The organism is Paenibacillus sp. MER 180 (assembly GCF_023713665.1).
In the GTDB taxonomy this organism is placed as follows: Bacteria; Bacillota; Bacilli; order Paenibacillales; family Paenibacillaceae; genus Paenibacillus_B; species Paenibacillus_B suaedae.
In genome coordinates this window covers 174,237-197,937 of the sequence record NZ_JAMAVT010000011.1, presented here as the reverse complement: position 1 = coordinate 197,937, position 23,701 = coordinate 174,237, and the positions used below count along the sequence as shown (strand labels likewise).

Here is a 23,701-nt window from a genome sequence, read left to right as displayed (position 1 = left end):
GTTGACCTTCTAACGATACTGCTTGTTATTCTGCGAGAATCGCCATCACGATCTTAGCGCGAACAAAATTATTGTCACCCTTCGTGAACAGCCATTGCTGGGCGTCCACAATCTGATAGGATGATTCGCCTCTTGCGGCAGCCAGCTCCTTCAATTCACGAATGACTTTCTCTTTGCCGGACAGTTCAATCGCTCGCTCCAGCGTGACCGTCGTTCCATCGAACAGATAGAGACCATACTGTCCTTCATCAAATCCTTTAGATTGGCCCTTTTGTTGATCAATGATGAATGTAAGGCTGCCCCCACTTGTCAGTTCTCCCTTACGAGCATTACCTGATGCAACCTTCTGTTCGAGCTCTGCATAGGAAGGCAGATACTGTTCAAATGGAGCCATGTAATACTCACCGGAGCCAGCTGGCATCACTTCAAAGCCGTTATCTACTTCTGGATAAGTACCGGCAATGCCAACTTCGCGCGGTTTGCTGATGTACATGCTTAATGTTCCATGCGCAGGAATACCTTGTCGTTGATCATCCGCAGTAATCGTGATTTTCTCGATGCCCTCTGCGGAATCGGCTCTCGCACGCAACAACAGGTTATCCCCATTAATCTCGCATGAGACCAGGCCGTTTGCCGAGACTGCAGTATAGAATAATTCATCGTTGTCTAAATCCTCAAAATACCGTGACAGCACGATACTAGCTTCCCCGCCAGGCATCAAATGCACAGTACGATCAAAATTATTTTTCAGGCTGGGTGACTGATTGATTTTATAGTCCTTATAGTATGTAGCGGATATATCTTTACCGTTCGTATCTTTTATTGTTACTTTGAATACCCATCTAGTATCCACTGCGTTCTGAGCCACAGCGCTGAAAATATATCTTTTCTGATTAACAGGTGTTATATTATTGAATCCATTTCCAGAGCGAAGCTCGTTATAAGGTACCGGTAAGTTGGATCTCCAATCTACATTCTCAAATATATATTGGAAATCATTGATTTCAGAAGACCCCAGCTGCACATAACTTTCCTGTTCAGGTTCTCTAATCCGAGGAATAATATTACCCTGTGAGGGGTCGACTACCGCAACGACAAACTTATGATGAAGTACCGTTCCATCCCCTTGGGTCCATTTGAACTCGACCGTAGTCGATCCTGGACTATGCGGCGTCACCACGTATTCTTCGTTAGGTAAATCTACCTTTACTTCGGCAATTGCAGGATCAATGTTCACCACTTCCTGATACGTAACATTCGTAACAGATGGCTGAATTAACTCGGCCCTAATCTTCTGACGCCCTTCCTGATTCATTGCAACGTCTGTGAATACCTCAAATACCTTAGTCGGGTATCGATTATTTAGCCCAGCTGCTGACGTCGATGTTGGTAAGGCGCTTAATAGGAGCACGATGCCAAGACATCCGATTAATAAGTTCCTTACATGACGAGAAGCGCGCTTCAAGCTGCTCCCTCCCTCCCTTTCTCTCCTACCATTTCTATTCTATGTAATGGTGAAGTACATTGCTATTTTAGCATGTTATGGGCGAGCTGTTATTGAATTTTTTGATTTGCGATCAATATGTGATTTAATCTGTTCCCGCATAATAAATGCACGCAGGGACCGTTGTGCAGGATCACTGGTTACCTGAAGCTTGGCTCCATAGAAGATATCGTCTTCCCGACTCGCCATACGAGCAATCGTTAAGCGGCAAGGAACAGCAAATCCAAGCTGCAGTTCAGCCTCTAATTCGCTTCCTTCCACGAATGAAGAGTTCCCCTTAATGTTGAAGCCGATCCCATTCAAACTAATATCTTCGATATGAATCGGTATTGGCGTCGGCGTAATTGCCATTCCTTCCGCTGGTCGTGGAGGCAATACGTATCCGTGCTTGCGCACCTCTATTCGCGGAAATAAGCGTTGGTCTGTAAATTTGCGCTGTTGATGCGGCGGATGAATAAGCATCAACGACCCTTCATGCCGTGCCACAGCCTGAGTATGGAAATTAAATATGCCTACCGGCGAATATATGGTCACCTTCAGCGCCTCTCCAAGTTCAAACCGCTCGAATTCTGGCAGTTCTACCTCCATGACATCTCCTTCTAAATAAGACAATACTCCCGTTGCAATGCAGTTGTCGCCCTCAAGCACTGTACGACTGTGCAAAAGCGACATTAACAAATGCTCTGGAGCATCCGTTACATAAGCTCCCGTCATTGACCGTTCAACCTCCTAGGTTCTTCGTTCGCAGTTTATCCCCTTGCTCCGCTTCGCTTCGTTTCATTATTCACGTTAATCTTGCTCTTGCTGTATGAAGATCGAGCCAGACATAGGCGTCCTGCTTGTTCTATTGCAACAACTCACTTTGCCCTGTTCTATAACCATGCAGCTATAGATTCTTTTAATGGGCATTGATTTGTTACTGTTCCTGTTCCATACTACCTTCCTTTATATATCGTCCAAAACGGAGGGAATTTGAAGAGAAGCATACTGCTGGATAGAGTCGCTCGACCAAGGAGTTCATGTATGCAGCTCACTATCCCCCACATCAAAAAGAACCCTCTACAACGGAGAGGGCTCTAGCCTTAGATACTTATACTGTGCGCTTGCAGCCACGAGCTTCCAACAGCTCCTGCAGGACATGCTCCAAGTACGGATCTGCGTTCAAAAACTGTCTGAACGTCTCATACTCGTTCCACATTTGCGGGTCAGTCTTCTCTACCTGCCCAGCAGGTTCTTCACCGCGAACCGCACGAATCAAAATATTCTTGGGTGTGTGCTCTATATCAATAAATTCGAGCAATTGTGTACGATATCCTACGCAATCAAGCAACTTCGCCCGCAGTCCATCCGTCGCCAAGGCACTGAAACGTTCCTTCAATATGCCGTGTCTCAACAAGGGCTCCAGCACGCTCTGCTCCACCTGACGGTTCAATTCATGCTGGCAGCATGGAACCGACAAGATAACTTGAGCTCCCCACCGTACAGCCTTGTTTAGCGCTGCATCTGTCGCGGTATCACAAGCGTGCAGCGTCACCACCATATCGACCTCATCGGCACCTTCATATTGGGCGATATCCCCCATTTGGAAGGAGAGTCCGTCATAGTCAAGGCGCCTAGCAAGCGCCTCGCACCGTTCGATGACGTCCCGCTTCAAGTCCAACCCTACAATGTGAACCGGGAGCTTGGATTCTACATGCAGAAAATGATACAGCGCGAACGTTAGATACGATTTGCCGCAGCCAAAATCGATAATGCGAACCGTACGATTGCTCGGCAGATGCGGCAGCACATCCGCTACCATTTCGAGGAAGCGATTGATTTGGCGGAACTTATCATATTTCGCTGCAATCACATTTCCTTCCTTGCCCATGATGCCCAGTTCGACCAAGAATGGAACCGGAACTCCCTCGTTCAACACATATTGCTTCTTGCGGTTATGTGACACTTCAACCTTGCGCACAACTGCCGCTTGCTTGCGAATCGTTACCTTGAATTTCTTGCTGATCAACACTTGGTAATCGCCCTCTGTTGTCCGCAACAGTCCCTGCTTGAATGTACTCTCGAATAAAGACATCACCTTCGCAGCCGCTTCTGTTAACGGGACATTATCATGCGTCACCTTATTATCATAATGATACTCGAACTGGATCTGAATCTGCCCGCGCAACTGCACCGGCTTGAGCAGCACCTTGGTGTAGCCCTCCTCAGGCTTGCGCCGCAGCTGGCTAAGCACTGCACTGCTTAAGATTTGTTCTGTAATCACTCGTTCAACTAACTCTGTTAATTGTTCCATCTGCTTATAACTCCTACCGTTCCATTTGCCATGCTGTACTCTTACTTACGTCTTCTCTGCCCGAGATGACCTCTTCTCGGCTTAATCCGCCTTCTAGAAGCGTCTCATCCGACATTGCATCAAGTCGTTCATAGAACTTCAACGCTTGCGTATATCGACTTGCTGCCTGCTCAGGATGATGCCGCTCTTCACTGTTCAACCACTCAAACAAAGAGTCCTCTGCTTCAGCCAGACGACCCTCCTTCTCAAACCAGCGCCACATCTTCTCCCTTAAGCGATTATCAATATGATAGCCTTTGATTACCTGATATATCGCTTCCATCGAGTCTTGAACCGGAAGCAGCCTCCGATCACTACCTTGCGAGGTCGCTTCCAGCAAAAGCTCGTACGACTTCATCAATCGCAGAATATATATTGTCTCGTCATTGTCAGTTCCCATCATGCTCTCACCATATCGCGGCACTTCGGCAGCGCCAAACGGCGACGACTCATTATCATGCCTGCTTCGTTCCCATTCCAACTTAGCCCGCTCATACAGTACAATCGCCAATGCTTGGATCTCATCTGCATGCAGCCGCTCTCCCGTCCGGAACAGTCGTATGATGTCCTCTGCCGGAAGCTTGTCAGCCAGTTCCCCGCTAATCCGAAAACGGCGCTGCAACAATTCATCCCACTCGACAATCAGTTGCTCACGCTTCTTCTTTTCCTTTAGTCCAAGCGCTTGACCAAACATACGAGTCATCTCTTCAATTAAACGGAGTAAATAATCACGTTGGTGCATCACCATCACCTCGGCCGTATTTTAGATTGAAAGACAAGGTAGGAATAAATCATGGGGACAAAGACTGATACCGCTATTACAAGTAAACCGATATATCCACCCCAGTGGAGGGGCAGCAGCCATGCTCCAGCACATGCTAGTAAACCCGATATAAGCCACACCTTGCCTGCCAGACGATGCGTTTTGCGCCATACCTGTTCGTCTGCAAGCGTCCACGGCGTACGGATACCGAAAAAATAGTTGAACCGCACACGTCCAAACATGTTGCCAAGGAACATCCACAACAATCCGAGCGCAGTTAAAATCAGAGATTGCACTGGAAACCCGTTAATTAGATGATAGCCGATCACAACGCCGAATATAGCTTGCAGGAACACAGACAATGCCCAGCCGAACCATATGTATGTGGATTCGAATTTCTTGTAATTGTGCTGCTGCGGATCTGCACGTCGAATGAACGGCAAAAGTACGGGGATCAGTATTAAGATAGCAGAGAATATGATAAAAACTATCGTCTTCTCCATTGTCCCGTCAGGAGCGCCATAGTAGTTGAAATGGGATACAATCCTCTCTGGAAGCTTCGGATATGCCAGCCACATCAGTCCAGCTACAATCACATTGTACACAAACAATACAAGAAATGCCCTTCTCTCCAGAGTGTGATCCAGTAGTTTCATTAATCATCCCTCCCTCGCTTCCCCTGGTATGAAATGATATCAAGAAACCAGCCGAGAGCCTCCTGCAATACGGTTGTATTGAGTGAGTACCATATATGCTGGCCTCGCCGCTCATCAAGAATGAGCTTCGCTTGCTTCAACCCATTCAGATGATGAGAGATGCTTGGCTTCGTCATATTAAAGTGATCGGCGATGTCTCCTGCCGTCATATCCTTATCCTTCAACAAGGTTATAATCTGTCGCCTGGTCGGATCTGCAAGTGCTTTAAACGCCTCATTCATGTCAAAGCCTCGCTTCATGTACATAATATTCGGATTCAGACATCCAAAAAGTAAGTCAAGTATAGCGAAAAAGGGGAGCTTCCTCAAGTGAAGCTCCCCTAAACGTGGTCATCCATATCATCGTTGTCCCCTAATACATCAGAACACTTCTGCTGCCTATTACTGAAATACATTAGCTAAATAGGTGTGCAGCGCATCCGCAAGTGTCGCTGGCGTCTCCATCATACTCATATGACCCGCCTTCTCTATCGTAACCTGCGAAATATTGTCCCCGCTCGCCGTAAAGGCTTTATCTGCTGTCACAATCTGATCGTGCTCTCCCGCTACTAACAGCACGGGTAACTCAGTTGCTTGCAATACCGAAGTCCGATCAGTTCGCTCTCTCATCGCAAGCGCTGCTCCAGCAGCTCCTTGCGGCGGTGTGCAATATCCAATCTCCTTCGCCCTGCTCACCTGCAAGGCATGCTCTTCAAGATGCTGTGGCGCGAACAGCTTCGGGATTAATCCGTCCACAACAGGAACGATACCTTGCGATTGCAGCTTCTCGACAACGGCCAAGCGATTCTGCTTGCCCTCTTCGGTATCCGGCAAGCTCGTGGAATGGATCAGCCCGAACCCATGCAAGCGGCTGCTATAGCGCTGAGCGAACGACAGCGTAATATATCCACCAAGAGAGTGACCAAGCAGCACAAATTGCGATAGCTCGAGCTTATCGGCAAGCGCAAGCACATCGTCAGCCATTTGTTCAATGGTATATGCGCCTACAGGTGAATCTGACTTGGCATGACCTCGCAAATCTGGAGCAATGACGCGATAGTTCTGCGCCAGCATCGGCATTATCGCTTCCCAATATTTCGAACTTCCACAATAGCCATGAAGCAATAGGACAGCAGGGCCTTGTCCTTGCTGTTCTACATTCATCGTAAAGTTAGCATCCACCTGTATTCTTGTCATCGCTTATCCCTCTCTCCTTTTGGTACGTTCTCAAATTCGCAAGCCTTCATTTTATGCAGAACCTGCCGAAATATGCACCTTTAATTACCATTACACAAAATTTTCAAAAAAGCTTGTCCGAAGCATTCTTTCATTCCAAAAACATCCATACATATATAGTATATTACACTACCCATAAATGCCTGAATCAGCAGCCAACTCCAAGCATTGCCCGCACCAGTAATCTGCGATCTCGAATAGAGGGGGGGTGAACAATATGCAAGGGTTCGAACTTTTCTTTGCCACGAGTGCATTTATTCTCGGGTTAGTTCAGCTCATCATCAAGCTGACGGACCGGGAAAGTAAAAAATGATCCGTTCCCCCAGAACGGATCGGTACAGCTTAACACGCACATCTGTATGAACCCGAATGATGGAGGCGGAGGGCGATCCGGCTCCATCTTTTTTTGGCCCACGACATCATTTGTATGGAGGTTATTCGGTATTTATGCTTGGCTCGGGAAGAAATGATTCGATGATAGCATCCGCTATTTCGTCCGCCATCTTCATGACGTGATGCAAGGAAGTCGTCTGCAATGTCCAATACGGCTTCGGGCCATTCACATTCACGACACAAGCAATGCTGTATTGACCCACTGCTGGCATAGCTAAGCCGACCGATTCTGCTGGCTGTAAGGAGGAGTGGCTGACCAGATATTGTCCTACGGAGCCTGGATGTCCGAGGCAAGCATCGATTGCAACCGTCACAACATGATCCCGCAGCGCAGATAACCGGGATTGCAAATTCGTGGCATCACATGGCTCTTCCATCGTCCCTACCACCTGCAATCCACGCTGCGCAAGTCGGGTGCCAACCAAGGGTCCAAGCGCATCTCCTGTGGATCGGTCGGTACCGATGCAGACGAACATAACATCCTGACCTTGATGCTTGTCCGCGACTTTCCGCAGCCAATCTTGGAGACGATCTATCGTGCAGCGCGTTCTCTGGCCGCTCTGTTCGTATACCTTATTCATATTGCCGTTGACTTGCATGGGCGGAGAGCTCCTTCTGTTCTTTGTACTTCTTGATCAATCCTACTTCATAATTCATTCTGCTACATGATTCAATCTGCTTCATGATTCACATTCTACTGTACAATTCCACTGATGCCAAGCAAGGCACAATAAGGAAGGAAGGATAAGAAATGCCTCGGAGACGAACATTGAATTACGCGAGGATATCGTTTTGTTTCCACTGCTTTCGTGATACAATACGGACATGTTGAATAGGACGTTATTGCAATAGCGTCTAAGGAGGAGAACCATGGTTTCCAATGAAAGAACGCAAGCCAATGTAGAAATGATGATTGATGTGATCAAGGATAAATTGAAGATGGCTACGGCAGCAGCGATGCAGTCCTCTGCGTTCTCCGTAGAGCAATATGACGACATCAAGGATATTTACGATATCATTATGAGCAAGCCTGCTTTCAGCATCAGTGAAGTAGAGGCGATTGTCTCTGAGCTCGGCAAATTACGCCGTTCCTAACACTTTGTCGTATCGCATCACCAGTTGCAACCAAACGAAAAATAGCTCCTAGCGCACAGTGCATAAGCAAAGCGGCTCGGGAGCTATTTTTATTTATACCGTAATTGTATTGAGCGACGACCGCAAAGCCCGCAGACGTTCAGGGTCAATTGGTGCTAGGGCATGACCGCCCATGCGTACATTCGATCCAAAATGAACCTGCTTCACTCCTGCTTCCCTTGTGAAATCAACCACCGTCTCCGCGGTCAGTCCACTGCCAGCCAGAATCCCCAGATTCGAGCCAGCAACCTGCCGCACCATGGACTGGATACACGCAAGGCCTTGCAGAGCGCTTGGCTGACCGCCCGATGTCAGTACAGTAGTCACCTGTGGGTAAGCAAGCAGAACATCCAAGGCTTGTAGCAGGTCGGCAGACTTATCGATCGCGCGATGGAAGGTCAGCGGCAAATCGCCGGCCGCCTCCAACACTCTCTCAAGCAGATCAACGTCTACCTTCCCTTCCGGTGTAAGCGCGCCAAAAACAATAGCATTCGCTCCAGTTTTACGTAACAAGCGAGTATCGCGCACAATTGTTGCTCGATCGTCCGCATCATACACGAATGAACGGCTATGCGGCCGTACCATCACATTAACCGGAATACTTACGGAAGCTATAGCCTCTTCAACGAGCCCGAGACTAGGGGTTAGTCCCCCTTCTGAAAATGCAGTAATCAGTTCAATGCGATCCGCTCCATGCAGCTCCGCTTCCTTCACCTCTTGCACTGTCGTACCGATAACCTCTAAGAGTATGGGATTCATTAGCTCACCTCTTCTATGATGTCATACTACAACGAAATTGCGCATCATACCTCTCACTTCAATGCTTGAAGCTGAAATACCGTCTTCTGTTCACCGACCACACGGCCGTTGTCGTTCCGAATTGTGCCTGGGAACACGCGACGAATACGCTCAATTGTCGACTTCTCCTCATAGCCAATCTGTTCGAGAATCGATGCAACAATATGCGCCCATTCCTCATCTGAACCATCCGCTACCTTGAAGGCGAAGCTCAGACCTTCACGACGAAGTCCGAAGGCAAATATCCCTTTGAAGCCGCCCTTGGCTATGATGTTCTTATCTTCCATCAACAGCGAGTCAACCCGATTCGTACCGCCAACTAATAATGGATGCTCCTGCATTGCATTGCGAATGCGCTCTGCAGCCTGGCGAGTCGGTTCATCCTTAATAAGCTCTGGGCAGGCGATCTTCACATACGCCGTTGCGAGTCCTTGAAGCGGAAGTGCATACACCGGGAAACCACAGCCATCCGTACCTGCATGCATCTGTTCTGGATCAACACCTGCCATCTCGCCGATTGTACGTGTAATCTCTTGCTGTGCGGGATGTTCAGGTTCCGTATAAGTCGCCAGATCCCAGCCCATCATATGGCTCCATGCAAGGACGCCGAAATGCTTGCCCGCACAATTATGATACGCTCTCCGGCGTTCTCCTCCATCGCGCAAATACTGCTCTTTCACTTCTTCGTTCAATGGAAAAGAGGGCGAGCAAATCAAATGATTCTCTTCAAGTCCCGCACACTGCATAATGTGTTCCATCGTATCAATATGAATGGATTCTCCTCGATGAGACGCTGTCATCAACGCTAAATCTCGAGTTTGCAGCCCATAATGCTCAAGTGTCCCACTGCGAACAACAGGGATCGCCTGCAATGGCTTGCCTGCCGAACGCAGGAACATCGGTGTATATATATCTCCGAGCGCATATTGAGGCTGCAGATGGCGATCGACACCACAGATTGCACCGCGATGCTCGCACTCCAGCCAGCCGTTACGTGTTTCCTCCACTAGACGTTCATTCATGTTCGTCTTCCTTTCATTTCTTCCAGTTGCAACAAAGCATGGAAATATGTTATTGATATTACATATTTACCTTTTGTCCATAATCCGTGCTTTAAGAAGCATCAGCGGACATCTTGTAATGTAAACATACACCTAAAGGAGAAGTGTTGACAACTGTGAAACAACAATATCGGGGCGTTACGCCAGAAGCAAAACGCAAGTTCGCACTAAATCTTCTGGGGGGAGCTGCCGCGACACTTATCTTGGCTATCGTTTTCTTTTTTATCACTAGAAGTGTTCTTCTGAATCAAACGACTGACTTCGATCGCTACGTAACGGATACGGTACGCCAAGCAGCCTCCCCTACCTTAACAACTGTCGTCACATGGATCACCCATATCGGATCTAGCCGTGTCGTTGTACCGTTGGCTGGCATACTTATTGTACTCCTTGCCTTCGTGTACAAGCGCAGATGGGACGCCATAAGCCTTCTGACTGTCTCGCTGGGAGGCGCCTTGGTCAATGAAGGCCTGAAGATCTGCTTCCAGCGGGCAAGACCAGACTGGGAACACTGGGTCGTTGAACATGGCTACAGCTTTCCAAGCGGTCACTCCATGGTTAGTACTGCCTTCTTCGGCATGATTGGATATTTAATATGGGTTCACTTAAAAGAACAGGGCAAGCCTGCCGGATATGTGCTTGTACTTACGGTATTACTTATTGTATGCATCGGGCTTAGCCGCATTTATTTGGGTGTTCATTACGTAACCGATGTGCTGGGCGGATACACGGCAGGTGCAATCTGGCTTCTGTTTACCATTATGGCGATGCAGTGGCTGAGAGACCGCAAGAGAAGCGCCCGATAGGTACAGATAATGGGTGCCTCTGTTTCAAACCTCCTAAAATTGTGTAATCCTCTAGTAAGACATTCGACTACACACAAAAGGAGAGGTTAGTATGAGTCAAAACACAGAATGCAATAACGCAAAAATGGATTGCAACACATTTGTAAAGGGACTTCTCATCGGGGGCGCGATAGGAGCGGCGGCAGCTCTGCTGCTTGCGCCGAAATCCGGACGCGAGCTGCGCTCAGATATAAGCGATAAGGCACAGCAAGTAGGCGGCAAAACAAAAGAAATGGCGACAGATCTTGGATCCCGCACAGCCGAAACCGTAAAAACGGTTGGATCAAAAGCGGGTGCAGTCGTTAGCAGCGTGAAAGAAGCATCCAAGGAATTCGCTGCAACCGTAAAGGAAGCAACAGCCAACACTGCAAATCAGCTGAAGGAAGCATCTGCAGACGTAGCAGAGGAAATTGCGGACGAGTTGAAGAAGGAATAGTGAACGGTGTCTAATTTTTATGAGAATGCATCCAAATTATCATAGCAGACACAAAATGAAGATGCTGTCTATACAGACTAGCATCTTCATTTTTTCTACGAAGAATTATTCGATGTCAATATATTCTTAAGTTTCTCCGTTGCACGCCGCTGGATGCGCGACACGCTCATTTGGGAAATGCCGAGACGATCCGCAGCCGAACGCTGTGATAATCCTTCATTAAATATAAGTGCCAATACATTTTGTTCTTCCGGCTTGAGTTCCTTCATAGCCTCCATCAGATCCATCTTGCGTTCCACCGATTCATAATCGTCGGCTTCAGAGCGAATCAGCTCTCCCAATGTCGCAGCACTCTCATCCTGCGATAATGGGGTATCTAAGGAGACGTAATGATAGCACTCTCGACCGGCTAGAACTTCGACAGTTTCTTCGACGGACAATTCCAACTTCTCCGCAATCTCATTTACATTAGGCGACCGCTCAAGCTTCATTGTCAGCTCATCAATGGTCTGCTGTACGAGCGCACCTTTTTCCTTAATCCGGCGTGGAACTTGTATATACCATGACTTGTCCCGCAAGAAGTTCTTCATATGCCCAATCATACTTTTCATCGCATAAGCTTCGAACGGAACACCTAACGAACTATCGAATTGCTTCAATAAGCGGATCAATGCCATATTGCCGACCTGCATCAAATCTTCATACAAGTCCGGACGGTTGCGTGAAATCTTGCCTGCGGCCATCTTGACCATGGGATCGTATCTCTGAATGAGGATCGTTGCAATCTCATTATCGTTTGTAGCTTGATATTCATGTATGAGCCGTGTTGCTTCCTCGGATGAATGTTGTTGAGGGACAGCACTCATAGAAGTTCCCCGCTTCGCTGCAAGCGCTTCTTCATCTTCACAACGGTGCCGTGACCATCGACGCTCATCACTTCAACCTCATCCATCAACGCCTGCATTAAATAAAATCCAAGACCACCGGCCTGAATATCTTCAACCTGCTTGTCATGCAAGCCTTCCACCCCACTGGTCTTGCTTGCTGCATCAAAGCTCGCTCCCTCATCCTGTACGATGATCCCAATCTCATCCTCAGCAACCTCAAACAGTACTTCAACAACTCCACCCTGCGAATCATACGCATACAGCACTGCATTATTGCAAGCTTCCGAAATCGCTACCTTCATATCTTCTATATCCTCATAGGAGAATCCGATACGGCTTGCGATACCATACAAAGTCAACCGTGCCAACTCCACATATTCGGCTTGTGCTGGCAATGATAACTTAACGCGCTTCCATTCTCTTGCGTGTTCCATAATTCTGATTCAGTCCCTTTCATCGTTCATTTGTTAGGCTTGTGGGGTCAGAAATTTCGAAATACCTGTCATATCAAATAGTTTTTGGACATGTGTCGGTACATTTACAATACGGAAAGCTGACTTCTGCTCATGACGCATCTTCAATATCGAAATCAAGATTCCAATCCCTGTGCTATCAATATACGTCAGCTCTTTCATATCTAAGGTAAGCTCTGTGTTCGCATCGTTCACAATCGGTTCCATCGTGGAACGAAACTCTTTCGCTGCTGCCAAATCCAAGTCTCCACAAGTCTGGACAATTACTTGCCCCTCTTGCTGTACCGTCTTAACTGCAAACTTTTTTCCGTTCATCATGTTCCTCTCCTATACATAGGTTAACTTGTTAAATGTACTTTATTGGTAAATAACCTTCTTCATCTAAATCGAAACAATGGGAAAAGAATGCGACGGCTACTCGCCACATTCCTTCAACCATACGTCAAATGTAAATAGGGCCCCTTCTGGTACCGGTATGGCACGAATATCCCCGTCCATCAATTGGACAAGCGACTTGCAAATGGCAAGCCCCAATCCACTTCCGCCATACTTGCGGTTCATAGAAGAGTCAAGCTGTGCGAATGGCTGGAACAGCCCTTCCATCTTATCGACTGGAATACCGATTCCTGTATCCCGTACATCGAACCGGACATGGAACTTATTGCCTTCCCCCGTGCGCTTCGTTTCGATGATGGACACATAAATGCTGACATTCCCACGATTCGTAAATTTGACTGCATTTCCTACGAGATTAATAAGGATCTGCCTGACGCGCAGCATATCTCCATACAATAACGATGGCACATCCTCATCCATTGAATACGACAAGGTCAGATCCCGCTTATTCGCCTCGACCATGAACAGCTCATAAACCTCTGTAATGAGCGAGTTCGTATCGAACGGAAATTCTTCTAATTCCAGCTTGCCTGATTCCATCTTGGTGAAATCAAGAATATTATTAATCGTCCTGATCAGTGTATCGGCGCTCTTGCGGATCAACTCCGCATAGTTCGATTGCTCACTTGTCAGCTCAGTGTCGAGCAGCAGATCAACCATTCCGAGCACCCCGTTCATCGGCGTTCGAATCTCATGGCTCATCATTGCTAAAAACTGTGTTCTAGCAAGTGCCGCGCGCTCCGCTGCTTCCTTAGCAGCTGCCAGCTCACTATTCATCCGCTCAAGTTCCTTCGTCTTCTGATGGAGAAGCATCTTCTGCGCCTGCAGCCGCTTCTGTGCCAGGAATATACCAACGAAGCTATGAATCTTCGACTTCAAAATATGAGGGACGAATGGCTTGACCATATAGTCAACCCCGCCCGCTGAGTATCCAGCAAATAAATGCTCGGTTTCCTTATAGTTCGCCGATACGAATATTATCGGAATATTCTTCGTCTTCTCGCGAGCCTTAATCCATTTGGCCGTCTCGATCCCATCCATGCCTGGCATTTGAACATCCAGCACAATAACGGCGAATTCCTCTTTCATTAAGTGGCGCAAAGCTTCCTCGCCTGAAGTAGCCTTGACCAAGCGATAGCTTTCCTCGGACAATACGGCCTCAAGTGCAAGTAAATTCTCGCGCCTATCGTCAACGAGCAAAATATTGATTGGTTCCAAGGTGTTCACAATTGTGCCTCCTATCGTATTTTACGATAAATCTTCTCGTTACGATCGATCTCCTCGTATTGAGATTCTCTCCCTGTAAAATGCAAGGATTCCTTGCCTCCGACAATAAGCACACCTAGTGGCGCCAAGCTCTCATAGAAAAGATCATGAACCCGGTTGCGCAGCGGCTCATTAAAATAAATCATTACATTGCGGCATAGGATGACGTTAAACTCATTGAAGGATCGATCCGTTGCCAGGTTATGCTCTGCAAAAATTACATTTTTACGCAAGTAAGGATGAATGACAACGCCCTCTCCAGAAGCCGTATAATATTCGGAGAAAGAGCTTGTCCCGCCCGCCTCCAAATAATTTTTGGTGTATGTGCGCATTTTGTCCATCGGGCATACGCCTTCTTTGGCTTTCTGCAGCGATAGCGGATTCATATCGGTTGCATACAGCCTGGTCTTCTCATACAGTCCTTCCTCATGAAGCAGTATCGCCATAGAGTATACTTCCTCTCCTGTCGAGCAACCCGCATGCCATATCCGAATATACGGATACGTACGCAGCATAGGGACGACCTGTTGACGAAATGCCAAGAACATGGAGGGATCCCGGAACATTTCGGTAACGGGGATTGACAGGCTGCGGACAAAACGCTGCAAGCAATCCCGATTATAGAGTACTCGGCCCTGCAGCTCCGAGATCGTGTCTACCTTTTCCTCATGCACTTGATGCCAAATGCGCCGTTTGAGCGAAGGATACGCATAGTCCCGGAAATCATAACCATAGACTCGATAAACCCCTTCTAACAGCAATTCAATCTCAATGCGTTCTCGGTCCGAATCCTGGGGCCTTCTTCTCTCATCATGTAAACCGAGCCCGTTTCCGTTCATATCTTATCCTTGCTCCTTCATTCTTCATGTCAACATATTGCTTACCTGTTATTTATATAACCATACTCGCATCAATGAAAGCAGCTGTTCCGTCTGAAATGGCTTGCTGACATAGTCTGACGCTCCTGCCTCAATGCACTTATTGCGATCTTCTTTCATCGCCTTCGCCGTCAGTGCTATGATCGGCAGCTTCTCGAATCGAGGCTGTTCGCGAATGCGGCGCATCGCTTCATAGCCATCCATCTCCGGCATCATCATATCCATGAGAACGAGGTCGAAATTCTCTTCCCCATCCAATGCTTCAAGTGCTTCGCGTCCATTTTCAGCATACACGATATTCATATCGTACTGCTCTAGCACGCTTGATAGCGCAAATACATTGCGCACATCATCATCGACGAGCAGTACCCGCTTGCCTGACAGCAGCATATCACTTGGTCCCTGGTTTTCTTTTTCATCGCTTAGCTGAACTTCCTCCGAACGCTTCAAGAGAATCATCGTTTCTTGCAGCAGACGTTCAGGAGACTTCACATCCTTAATAATGATGCTCTGTGCGCGCTTCTTCAGTTCTGTCTCTTCCTTCGCATCCAGCAGTTTGCCAGTGTATACAATGATTGGGATACGACGGATTCGGGAATGGTGACTAATCTCATCCATTAATTCAAATCCTGTCATATCAGGAAGCAGCAAATCCAGCACCATGCCGTCGAACTTCTCTTCCCCGAGTACCTTGAGTGCTTCCGTCCCGGTTGAGACCGCGGTAACGGCTACGTCCGCTCCTTCAATTAAGGCAATTAGAGACTGTCGCTGCGGACCATCATCTTCTACGATCAGCAGCTTCTTCTCTCCAAATGGCCACTTATGTCCGTCCACTTCTTCAGAAACAGCGACTTCCTTGAGCAACGCTTCTTCCCAAGCAGTAAGAGGCATACCCTCATGGTTCGCAGATACCTGCGGCATATGAGGCTTGACGAGCTTACTGCGTTCCTCTGATGTATGCCCCTCTTCGCCCTCTACGGTTAGTGCCGCTTGGGCTTCTGCGATCGCCTTTTCATACAAAGCAACGGTGGAGTTAACTGGAATCGATGATGGCTCTACCGCCTTCATCGGCAGGAAGAAGGTAAACGTACTGCCTTCCTTCTCTCGACTAACCAACTGCAGCTTGCCGCCAAGCAGTCTTGCCAACTCTCGGCTGATGGACAGACCGAGCCCTGCACCGCCATAATTTCGGCTAGTTGTTCCATCCAACTGCTGGAACGCTTCGAAGATCAAATCTTGTTTATCTTTCGGAATGCCGATCCCGGTATCTACAACATGTATCGCCAAATAAGGCTCATCCGCTTCCTGAAGCGGGGAAGGCAATTGCTCCGGCTTCGCCTTCGTAATGTGAAGGGTTACTGAGCCCTTCGTTGTGAATTTAAATGCATTGCCAATCAAATTGCGTACAACCTGCTTCACTCGATGCCCATCAGTTACTAAGGAACTTGGCAGATCTGGATCTATCTCTACCTTGAACTCAAGCCCTTTCTGCTCTGCAATTGTCTCAAAGCTGTCGCTCATAAAGGAGGCCAATTCGCTCAAATAGACAGTTTCAAAATTCAACTGCATCTTGCCTGCGTCGATCTTGGACAAATCCAAGATTTCATCAATCATTTTAAGCAGATCCGAACCGGACATGTTAATCGTACGCGCATACTCGACCTGCTTATGTCCCAAGTTCCCTTCCTTATTCTCCGCCAGCAATTGGGACAGCACCAGCAGGCTGTTAAGCGGAGTTCGCAGTTCATGAGACATATTAGCGAGGAACTCAGACTTGTACTTCGAAGCCAAGGCCAACTGCAATGTCTGGCGTTCCAATATCGTTCGCGCCCCTTCGAGCTCTTCGTTCTTCTCTTGGGTTGCCAGCATCTGTTCTTCCAGCGCACGTGTCTTCGCGATCAGTTCCGTATTGTAGTGTTCCAGTTCTTCCTGTTGACGCTGGAGCATCTCCTCAGAACGCTTCAATGCTTCTGTGTGCGATTCCAGATGCTCGTTCGAGCGCTTCAATTCTTCCTGTTGTGTCATCAGTTCCTCAGACTGGCATTGCAGTTCTTCGGTAAGCGCCTGTGACTCACGCAGCAATTCCTCCACACGCAAGCGTCCGGAGATCGTATGCACGATGACCCCAAGCTTCTGTGCGAGCTTTTCGAGCAGTCGATGCTGTACAGGTGACATCTTCGTCAATGATGCCATCTCTAGCACCGCAATCACTCTGCGTTCGAACATAATCGGGAATAAGATAAGCTCAATCGGTTGAGATTGACATACGCCCGATTCAATTCGAATGGAGCAATCCTTCATGTCGCTTATAATGATTGGCTTCTCATCCACGACACATTGACCGAGCAGGCCTTTCCCAACAACCATTGTTCGCTCAGCCTTCAAATCGTCAGTAGCTGCATAAGTACCGAACAGTTCGAATACATCTGGTTGATCCGTCTCATTCCGAATATACAGGGCGCCATATTGTCCACCAAGTGTCGGCACGAACTCGCTAATGAACATCTGCCCAACCTGATTCAATGTAGCGGCTCCATTCAGAAGCTCTGTAACACGTGCTGCATTTCCATCGATCCAAGCTTGCTCTTCTTGAGCCTTCCGATACAATTCCTCATTCTTCTTGCGTGCTTCCAAGTCTTCTGCCATCCGCTTGAACACTTGAATGACTTCTCCAATCTCATCATTCGTATGCGGCTCAAGCTTGCGTACAATACGAAGCCTTCCACGGGCAAGACTGCGCATCATGATGGACATCGTATTCAAATTCCGTGTCACACTCGGGATGACCCACAACATAATCGCGCAGGAAACGACAAGCCCCAGCACCATTATACCGGCCGTCAAAGTAATCGACTGCTCGTAATGCTTCTTCGCTTCCAGCACCTGATTGTCAATCGACATCTCATGATGATTGGCCAAATCGGCCACACTGTTTTTCAAGTTGCGTTGATATTCCAATCCCTCTTTATTTCGCAATGCGTTGGCTTCTTCATATTTATTCTTGGTGGCGAGCTCTACTGACTTGTTGACGAATTCGTCGTACTTGTCCCAATCGCGTATCGCCAGCTCGATGAGCTTCTTCTCTTGCGCCGTTGAATATTGTGCCGTCAACTCCCTGAACGATTTAACAATATCATCACGGTAAATCTTCCCTTTTTGCAACAGTTCTTCGCCGTTAACATTCGGGTTTAGCATATCGGTCACCAGCACGCTGGCGATATTGTCCATGTCGTCCCGAATCAAAAAGGCAAGTTCCACTTTGCGAAAGCTGTCCGAATAAATCTCATCCAGATCCTGCTGCAAGCTGCTCATGCGATCATAAGACACCCAGCCAAGTCCGGATATGATAAGCATGAACAGAACGAAGCCAGCGATTAATTTCGTGCGTAACTTCACTGTCTGCTCCTCCTTCTAAATCAATGAACATCCACCCAAATCAGACACTTGTCATCCTCACTGTCCTCATCAGAACCAGGTGCAAACAGCTCGTCCCATGAGCTGCTCTGCAGCGTCTTCTCGTGTCGAAGAATATTGGCAATGCGCTCCATAGCCTCTTCCACGCTGTTGCCCGCCGTTTCCATTAACCCATCCGTATACATTGCAATTCGAGCACGTGAGTCGCATTGTACTTCTTTGGTCTCTACTTCAAGCTCTGGGAACATGCCTACTGGATATCCGGTAGATTCCAAGGTTATGAGCTCACCACCCTCCATCATGACAACGCCAGGAGGGTGTCCTGCGTTCGCATACTGGATGCATCCCTTGTTCGTATCAACAACCACATATAATGCCGTCATATAATAGAGCATTAAATTCCCGTTCATATGAAGCTGATGGAATTTCGTATTCAATCGCTTAAGCACAAGATCCGGCTGTTCGATCTGCATGACAGCGTCCCGAAGAACGGAAGCAATGAACATACACAGCAGCGCAGAGGATACGCCATGTCCCATAACATCGATTATGATAATTCCATATCTGCCTTGGCCCAGCGGGAACCAAGCATACAGATCCCCCGCCAGCTCCTCAGAAGGCTGATATAGTGCGTTGATCGTAATATGTTCATCTTGATAAGGCTCTGTCAACACAGAGCTCTGCACCTTCGCGGCCAAGCTTAATTCATCGCGAATATGGCGATCACGTTCCTTATGCCAATCCTTCTCCCGCTTCAAGCGCAGCGCTAGCCGAATTCGAGCCAGCAGCTCCACCCGGTTAATCGGCTTCGTGACGTAATCAACCGCACCCGCATCCAATGCCTCTGCGAGCATATTGGAATCCCCAATCGCCGTTACGATAATAATTGGAATATCCCGAAGCTCAGAGTATTGTTGGATCGTGCTGCAAGCTTCCAGTCCATCAATCTCCGGCATCATCATATCCAATAAAATAAGATCAATATCCGGTACATACATAGGCCCAAGAGGCCCATCCATCCCAAGAACTTGATACATCTCATGGGCTGACGAAGCAGTCTGCACTCCGTCATAGCCAGCTTTACGAAGGATTTCCCGAATGAGCATGACATTCGTCGGATTGTCATCAACGACGAGAACGTTCATCATACTCTCCTCCCCTCATCGATTATGATATAGTTCGTGCCTTTTCGACATAGCCCCCCATAATTCCCAACTACCACTATACCGGAAAAGGCCAAAGAAGATCATCTCTTTTTGTTACTTGCCTGTGAAAAAAAACGAGAGCCGGTTAACCAAACTGTTAACCGACTCTCCCGCACTATGCGCGCTGTCTCCACAATTGCCACAGCTTCGTCCCAATATCGACCCATTCCTTCCAATCCTGCTGTTGGCTAGCTGTGGAATGGGAATGGCCTTGTCCCTGCGGTGATTGTTCACGTTCTTGCTTATGCTCGGCTTCACCCAGTGGCTCCTGTGTTATCACAGCAGTATCCGCCTGCAGCGGTGCTGATACAGGTGCAGACGCTGCTGCCTGATGCTCCTTAGACACTCGTCTATCAGGGGTGGGCTTACGTTCAAATCGCCCTGCGGCTCGACGTACCCCCTTAACCAGTCCTACTGATACCTGCTTCGCAGCGATTGAGATCTCGTTCAAGGCTTCACCGGCATGTTGAACAGAGTCCATCACTGGCTCCATCTTCTTTAATTGCTCAGACAGCTCTAGAGAGAGTTCATTCGCATTTTTGGCGACACCTTGCAAGTCGCCACTCAATAAATTCACGGTCTGCTGTACTTGCTCAAGCGTATCGGCAGCCCGCTCCAGAGAGCGCTTGGCTGACAGCAGTGTTTGAATCAGATAGAATACCAGCACCGCGAACGCTGCTGCTGCAAGTAATGCACTAATTTCCAATAACATAGATGAATACCGCCTTTCTCCGCATTCCCAAGCATAACACATTTTTCCGTATACCAATTATGAATAAATACCCTGAAAGCAGAACTGTGAAACAAAAATACCCAATTGTTTAGCTCTCCTCCAGCTGTGGTAATCATCATGCAAGCCACGACAATCGAGCAGCATAGACAAGCTACTCGGCCCAAACCTATTTTCGTAGCATTCTATCAAGGAGGAACTGCTTATGCTTACATGGTCAGCAATATTTTTAGTAATCGCTGTAATTGCAGGAGTGTTTGGTTTTTTTGGGATCGTCGCAGCAGCAGCATCCATCGCCAAAGTACTGTTCTTTATCTTCCTCGTTCTGTTCATCATCTCCCTTGTGACGGGAAAACGAGTGTCATAATCGCCACATCGCTCTATGCAACATACAAGAATAACAAAAAAGGCTCGTCCGTATGACGAGCCTTTTGTAATGCTTAACCGTTCATATCGATATTCAACTAAGATTCTTCCTCGGAAGGTGAACGGCTCTCACCACGGAAAAATGCTTCCTTGTCCCACTGTCTTAGCCAACGAGAGGATAATACGCCCGCCAGCATGGATCCATTTACATTTAGCGCGGTGCGCCCCATATCAATTAGGGGCTCTACAGAAATTAACAGTCCCGCCAAGCCAACCGGCAAATTCATCGAGGACAGCACGATTAGTGCAGCAAATGTGGCTCCTCCTCCAACACCCGCAACACCGAAGGAACTGATCGCAACAACCGCTATGAGCTGCAGAATAAACCATGGATCGAGCGGATTCGTTCCCACAGTAGGTGCAATCATGACGGCCAGCATGGCAGGGTATATGCCGGCACATCCATTCTGTCCCATTGAAGCGCCGAACGACGCACTAAAATTCGCAAAACTCTCCGGTACTCCAAGTTTATCCCGCTGTGTCTCCACATTGATTGGAATAGAACCTGCACTTGTACGTGACGTAAAGGCAAATACCAAAGCAGGAGTTGCGAGCTTCACGTATCGTGCAGGCGATATCCCCGATAACCCAAGAAGCAGCAGGTGAATGATAAACATGACAATCAGTGCAACGTAAGAAGCAATTACGAATCGGCCCAACTTCCATATCTCCGCTGGTGCTGTCGTAGACACAACGCGAATCATCAACGCAAGTACACCATACGGCGTCAATCGAAGCACCAATGTCACCATCCGCATAACAACCGCGTGTAGCGAATCAATGATAGAGGTGAACGTGCGCCCATGCTCAGGCTTCTTCCTAGCCACACCTAATGCTGCAATTCCAACAAAGGCAGAGAAAATAACAACTGCAATGGTAGAAGTTCTTCTTCCCTCTGTCATATCGAGAAATGGATTCGTAGGTATGAACTCCAGTACCTGCTGCGGGATCGTCATATCACGCACTTCTCCGACCTGTTCACTCAAGTGCTGCCCACGTTCTGTCTCTTGTTGTCCCGCCTCCATATTCACGGCGGATAAATTGAAGGCCAGCGCAGATGCGATGCCGACAGCAGCTGCAACGGCAGTCGTCGCGATCAGGATGCTTATAATCACTGCACTCATCCTGCCAACACCCGTTCTCGTCGTCACATGCAAGATCGCGGAAATGATAGATACGATAATCAGCGGAATGACGACCATATGCAGCAGACGTACATAGCCACCACCCACGATATACACCCAATCGTTGAGCACACGTACAATATCATGCCCAGCTCCATATAGCTGCTGGAGAATCGCTCCATATACAATCCCTAAGCCGAGCCCAGCAAATACCCGCTTCGTAAAGGACACATGCCTCTTCTGCATGACATACAGCATATAGAGGAGTCCAAGCACAACAACAGCATGAACGATCAACCACCAACCGTTGCTCACGGTCATTTCACTCCTTGGTCGCAGGAGGCGCGGACATTCTCATGTCCATAATTCCATCCAGCATCATGTGATGCTATTATTACTCCCCAACTTGTGATATTTCATCCAGATTGAGGTTGACTTGCTGACAGATGTGAATGAAATGAAGCAACTCTTCATCCGGAATACCTTCGAAGAAGCGTGAGAACACAATCTCTCGCTGGATTTCTACCGCCTTGACCTTCTCATGCCCAGCTTCTGTAAGCTCCAAATAATTAATGCGACGATCAAGTGCATCTCGATTGCGTGTAACATATTGCAGCAAGGTGAGCTTATCGGTTATGCCCGTCACGGCTCCCGGTGTCAAGCGAAGCTCCTTTGCTACATCTGTTACTTTCATTGCCCCATTGCGAAATAGAAGATTCAGTACAGCAAATTGAGTCATATTCACATTGAGATTATGCAGTTCCAAATGCCGATCCCATTGGGTGCGCATCCCACGCAGCATAGAGCGGAAATTCATCTGCAATTGGAGCAGTTGTTCACGATTAGGCAAACTGTCACGTCCTTTTCTATCGTCCTATCTAACTTACCAACCCTAACATGAACCTAGCAATCGGCAGCAAATAGGCTTATCTTACTCCGTACTAAAGCTTCAACCCAAAGCGGAACTTCCAGCCATCCTCTAAGAACTTCACTTCTTTTACTTTAACCAAATGCGGCAGCTCTGACGATAGGGAAAATTCCTTCGTCTGCAATGAAAGCCATGAGAGAGGGATTGAAATGTCCTTCACGCGGGCATCAGTCGGCACTACACGTACCGATTGACTGCTATCATCCCACTCCAATTGGAATGTAATCTTGAGTTCTGCTTGAACATAAGAGATAGGCTCCAATTGAATCGTTGCTTCCAATTCATTGTTCGCAAGCTCTGTCTTCATCCCACTAATATTCCACTTTTCCTTCAACGAGCGATAAGGTTCTGTCTCCTGCATATGCTTGGATACCAGTCCATTAATCTCTTCTTCGCTAAATTGTATCGTAAGAGAACGATTGTGCACGATTTGCTCCAAACGTTCTGACAAGGACACATCCACTTGAGGAGGCCAGCCTAATACCGTAGTCGGTTGAATGTAAAAATACGCCGCTCCAGCAAGCAGAATAAACAATACGATGACCGTCAACAATCCACGGCGCAGCCATTTCCACAATGTCTTCACTCTTATCATCCCTTCCAAAATATTGTTTCACTACCATGTAAACCGGTTACATACTAAACAAGGCGGGGGGAACATTCCTTATGTCACCTATAAACGATACCTTCATGTCCTCATCGCAAACTTCAATATCCTCGAGAAGGCCTAACATAAAGTGGGTATCTGACAACAAATCCAGTAACAAGTAATCGGAAT

General features: G+C 47.7%; 24 protein-coding genes and 1 pseudogene. 4 read left to right on the top strand and 21 right to left on the bottom strand.

Going from position 1 to position 23,701, the window contains the following annotated elements:
* Positions 1-25: 25 nt before the first annotated feature.
* The 8 genes from M3661_RS19000 to yyaC all read right to left on the bottom strand — a co-directional run bounded on the left by M3661_RS19000 (position 26) and on the right by yyaC (position 7,521).
* Positions 26-1,465, bottom strand: a complete 1,440-nt coding sequence (locus tag M3661_RS19000; protein WP_251487574.1) for a hypothetical protein — start codon at positions 1,463-1,465, stop codon at positions 26-28.
* 75 nt (positions 1,466-1,540) lie between these two features.
* A complete protein-coding gene (locus tag M3661_RS18995; protein ID WP_021255287.1) occupies positions 1,541-2,218 on the bottom strand; it encodes a PilZ domain-containing protein in 678 nt (225 codons plus the stop codon).
* 376 nt (positions 2,219-2,594) lie between these two features.
* Entirely contained in the window at positions 2,595-3,797 is a 1,203-nt protein-coding gene (locus tag M3661_RS18990) for a class I SAM-dependent methyltransferase (RefSeq protein WP_251487572.1), read from the bottom strand.
* Between the two features lie 13 nt (positions 3,798-3,810).
* Entirely contained in the window at positions 3,811-4,578 is a 768-nt protein-coding gene (locus tag M3661_RS18985; protein WP_251487571.1) for a DUF6483 family protein, read from the bottom strand.
* A 5-nt stretch (positions 4,579-4,583) separates the two neighbouring features.
* Positions 4,584-5,255, bottom strand: coding sequence for an SdpI family protein (locus M3661_RS18980; protein ID WP_251487569.1), 672 nt, complete (start codon positions 5,253-5,255; stop codon positions 4,584-4,586).
* Positions 5,255-5,536: an autorepressor SdpR family transcription factor gene (locus tag M3661_RS18975; RefSeq protein ID WP_021255291.1), complete on the bottom strand. Its 282-nt coding sequence runs from the start codon at positions 5,534-5,536 to the stop codon at positions 5,255-5,257. The genes M3661_RS18980 and M3661_RS18975 overlap by 1 nt, the downstream gene beginning before the upstream one ends.
* Positions 5,537-5,695: 159 nt before the next feature.
* Positions 5,696-6,490: an alpha/beta fold hydrolase gene (locus tag M3661_RS18970; RefSeq protein WP_065291853.1), complete on the bottom strand. Its 795-nt coding sequence runs from the start codon at positions 6,488-6,490 to the stop codon at positions 5,696-5,698.
* A gap of 473 nt (positions 6,491-6,963) precedes the next feature.
* On the bottom strand, positions 6,964-7,521 hold the full coding sequence (yyaC, locus tag M3661_RS18965; RefSeq protein WP_251487567.1) for a spore protease YyaC: 558 nt from the start codon (positions 7,519-7,521) through the stop codon (positions 6,964-6,966).
* 271 nt (positions 7,522-7,792) lie between these two features.
* Between yyaC and M3661_RS18960 the strand changes: the two genes are divergently transcribed.
* A complete protein-coding gene (locus tag M3661_RS18960) occupies positions 7,793-8,017 on the top strand; it encodes a DUF1128 family protein (RefSeq protein ID WP_021255294.1) in 225 nt (74 codons plus the stop codon).
* A gap of 93 nt (positions 8,018-8,110) precedes the next feature.
* On the opposite strand, the gene M3661_RS18955 is transcribed toward M3661_RS18960, so the two are convergent.
* Both M3661_RS18955 and M3661_RS18950 read right to left on the bottom strand, forming a co-directional pair.
* Positions 8,111-8,815, bottom strand: coding sequence for a copper homeostasis protein CutC (locus M3661_RS18955; RefSeq protein WP_251487565.1), 705 nt, complete (start codon positions 8,813-8,815; stop codon positions 8,111-8,113).
* Between the two features lie 53 nt (positions 8,816-8,868).
* On the bottom strand, positions 8,869-9,876 hold the full coding sequence (locus M3661_RS18950) for an asparaginase (protein ID WP_251487563.1): 1,008 nt from the start codon (positions 9,874-9,876) through the stop codon (positions 8,869-8,871).
* A gap of 155 nt (positions 9,877-10,031) precedes the next feature.
* Between M3661_RS18950 and M3661_RS18945 the strand changes: the two genes are divergently transcribed.
* Positions 10,032-10,721 (top strand): phosphatase PAP2 family protein, encoded by a 690-nt coding sequence (locus M3661_RS18945; RefSeq protein ID WP_251487560.1) that lies wholly within the window; start codon positions 10,032-10,034, stop codon positions 10,719-10,721.
* 91 nt (positions 10,722-10,812) lie between these two features.
* Positions 10,813-11,196, top strand: a complete 384-nt coding sequence (locus M3661_RS18940; RefSeq protein WP_021255298.1) for a YtxH domain-containing protein — start codon at positions 10,813-10,815, stop codon at positions 11,194-11,196.
* Positions 11,197-11,291: 95 nt separating this feature from the next.
* Here the strand turns inward: M3661_RS18940 and M3661_RS18935 are convergent, their stop codons facing one another.
* The 8 genes and pseudogenes from M3661_RS18935 to M3661_RS18900 form a co-directional block, all read right to left on the bottom strand.
* Complete coding sequence (locus M3661_RS18935) at positions 11,292-12,062, bottom strand: sigma-70 family RNA polymerase sigma factor (RefSeq protein ID WP_028532007.1); 771 nt, start codon at positions 12,060-12,062, stop codon at positions 11,292-11,294.
* Complete coding sequence (rsbW, locus tag M3661_RS18930; protein WP_251487558.1) at positions 12,059-12,517, bottom strand: anti-sigma B factor RsbW; 459 nt, start codon at positions 12,515-12,517, stop codon at positions 12,059-12,061. Before rsbW ends, M3661_RS18935 begins: the two co-directional genes overlap by 4 nt.
* A gap of 33 nt (positions 12,518-12,550) precedes the next feature.
* Positions 12,551-12,871, bottom strand: a complete 321-nt coding sequence (locus M3661_RS18925) for an STAS domain-containing protein (protein ID WP_397376533.1) — start codon at positions 12,869-12,871, stop codon at positions 12,551-12,553.
* A 117-nt stretch (positions 12,872-12,988) separates the two neighbouring features.
* Positions 12,989-14,179 (bottom strand): annotated as a pseudogene (locus M3661_RS18920) (response regulator); the annotation flags it as partial.
* An 11-nt stretch (positions 14,180-14,190) separates the two neighbouring features.
* The gene (locus M3661_RS18915) at positions 14,191-15,057 is read right to left on the bottom strand and encodes a CheR family methyltransferase (protein WP_065291846.1); all 867 of its coding nucleotides are present in this window, start codon (positions 15,055-15,057) and stop codon (positions 14,191-14,193) included.
* Positions 15,058-15,105: 48 nt separating this feature from the next.
* Complete coding sequence (locus M3661_RS18910; protein ID WP_251487553.1) at positions 15,106-18,492, bottom strand: response regulator; 3,387 nt, start codon at positions 18,490-18,492, stop codon at positions 15,106-15,108.
* 20 nt (positions 18,493-18,512) lie between these two features.
* On the bottom strand, positions 18,513-19,655 hold the full coding sequence (locus M3661_RS18905) for a SpoIIE family protein phosphatase (RefSeq protein WP_251487612.1): 1,143 nt from the start codon (positions 19,653-19,655) through the stop codon (positions 18,513-18,515).
* A gap of 175 nt (positions 19,656-19,830) precedes the next feature.
* Positions 19,831-20,427 carry a DUF948 domain-containing protein gene (locus M3661_RS18900; protein ID WP_251487550.1) on the bottom strand — a complete coding sequence of 199 codons (597 nt, stop codon included), beginning with the start codon at positions 20,425-20,427 and terminating at the stop codon, positions 19,831-19,833.
* A gap of 223 nt (positions 20,428-20,650) precedes the next feature.
* Between M3661_RS18900 and M3661_RS18895 the strand changes: the two genes are divergently transcribed.
* Positions 20,651-20,812 (top strand): DUF1328 domain-containing protein, encoded by a 162-nt coding sequence (locus M3661_RS18895; RefSeq protein ID WP_083189240.1) that lies wholly within the window; start codon positions 20,651-20,653, stop codon positions 20,810-20,812.
* A 97-nt stretch (positions 20,813-20,909) separates the two neighbouring features.
* On the opposite strand, the gene M3661_RS18890 is transcribed toward M3661_RS18895, so the two are convergent.
* The 3 genes from M3661_RS18890 to M3661_RS18880 all read right to left on the bottom strand — a co-directional run bounded on the left by M3661_RS18890 (position 20,910) and on the right by M3661_RS18880 (position 23,509).
* The gene (locus M3661_RS18890; protein WP_251487547.1) at positions 20,910-22,316 is read right to left on the bottom strand and encodes an L-cystine transporter; all 1,407 of its coding nucleotides are present in this window, start codon (positions 22,314-22,316) and stop codon (positions 20,910-20,912) included.
* A 73-nt stretch (positions 22,317-22,389) separates the two neighbouring features.
* The gene (locus M3661_RS18885) at positions 22,390-22,845 is read right to left on the bottom strand and encodes a MarR family winged helix-turn-helix transcriptional regulator (RefSeq protein ID WP_051614034.1); all 456 of its coding nucleotides are present in this window, start codon (positions 22,843-22,845) and stop codon (positions 22,390-22,392) included.
* 91 nt (positions 22,846-22,936) lie between these two features.
* On the bottom strand, positions 22,937-23,509 hold the full coding sequence (locus M3661_RS18880) for a hypothetical protein (RefSeq protein WP_021255310.1): 573 nt from the start codon (positions 23,507-23,509) through the stop codon (positions 22,937-22,939).
* Between the last annotated feature and the right edge of the window lie 192 nt (positions 23,510-23,701).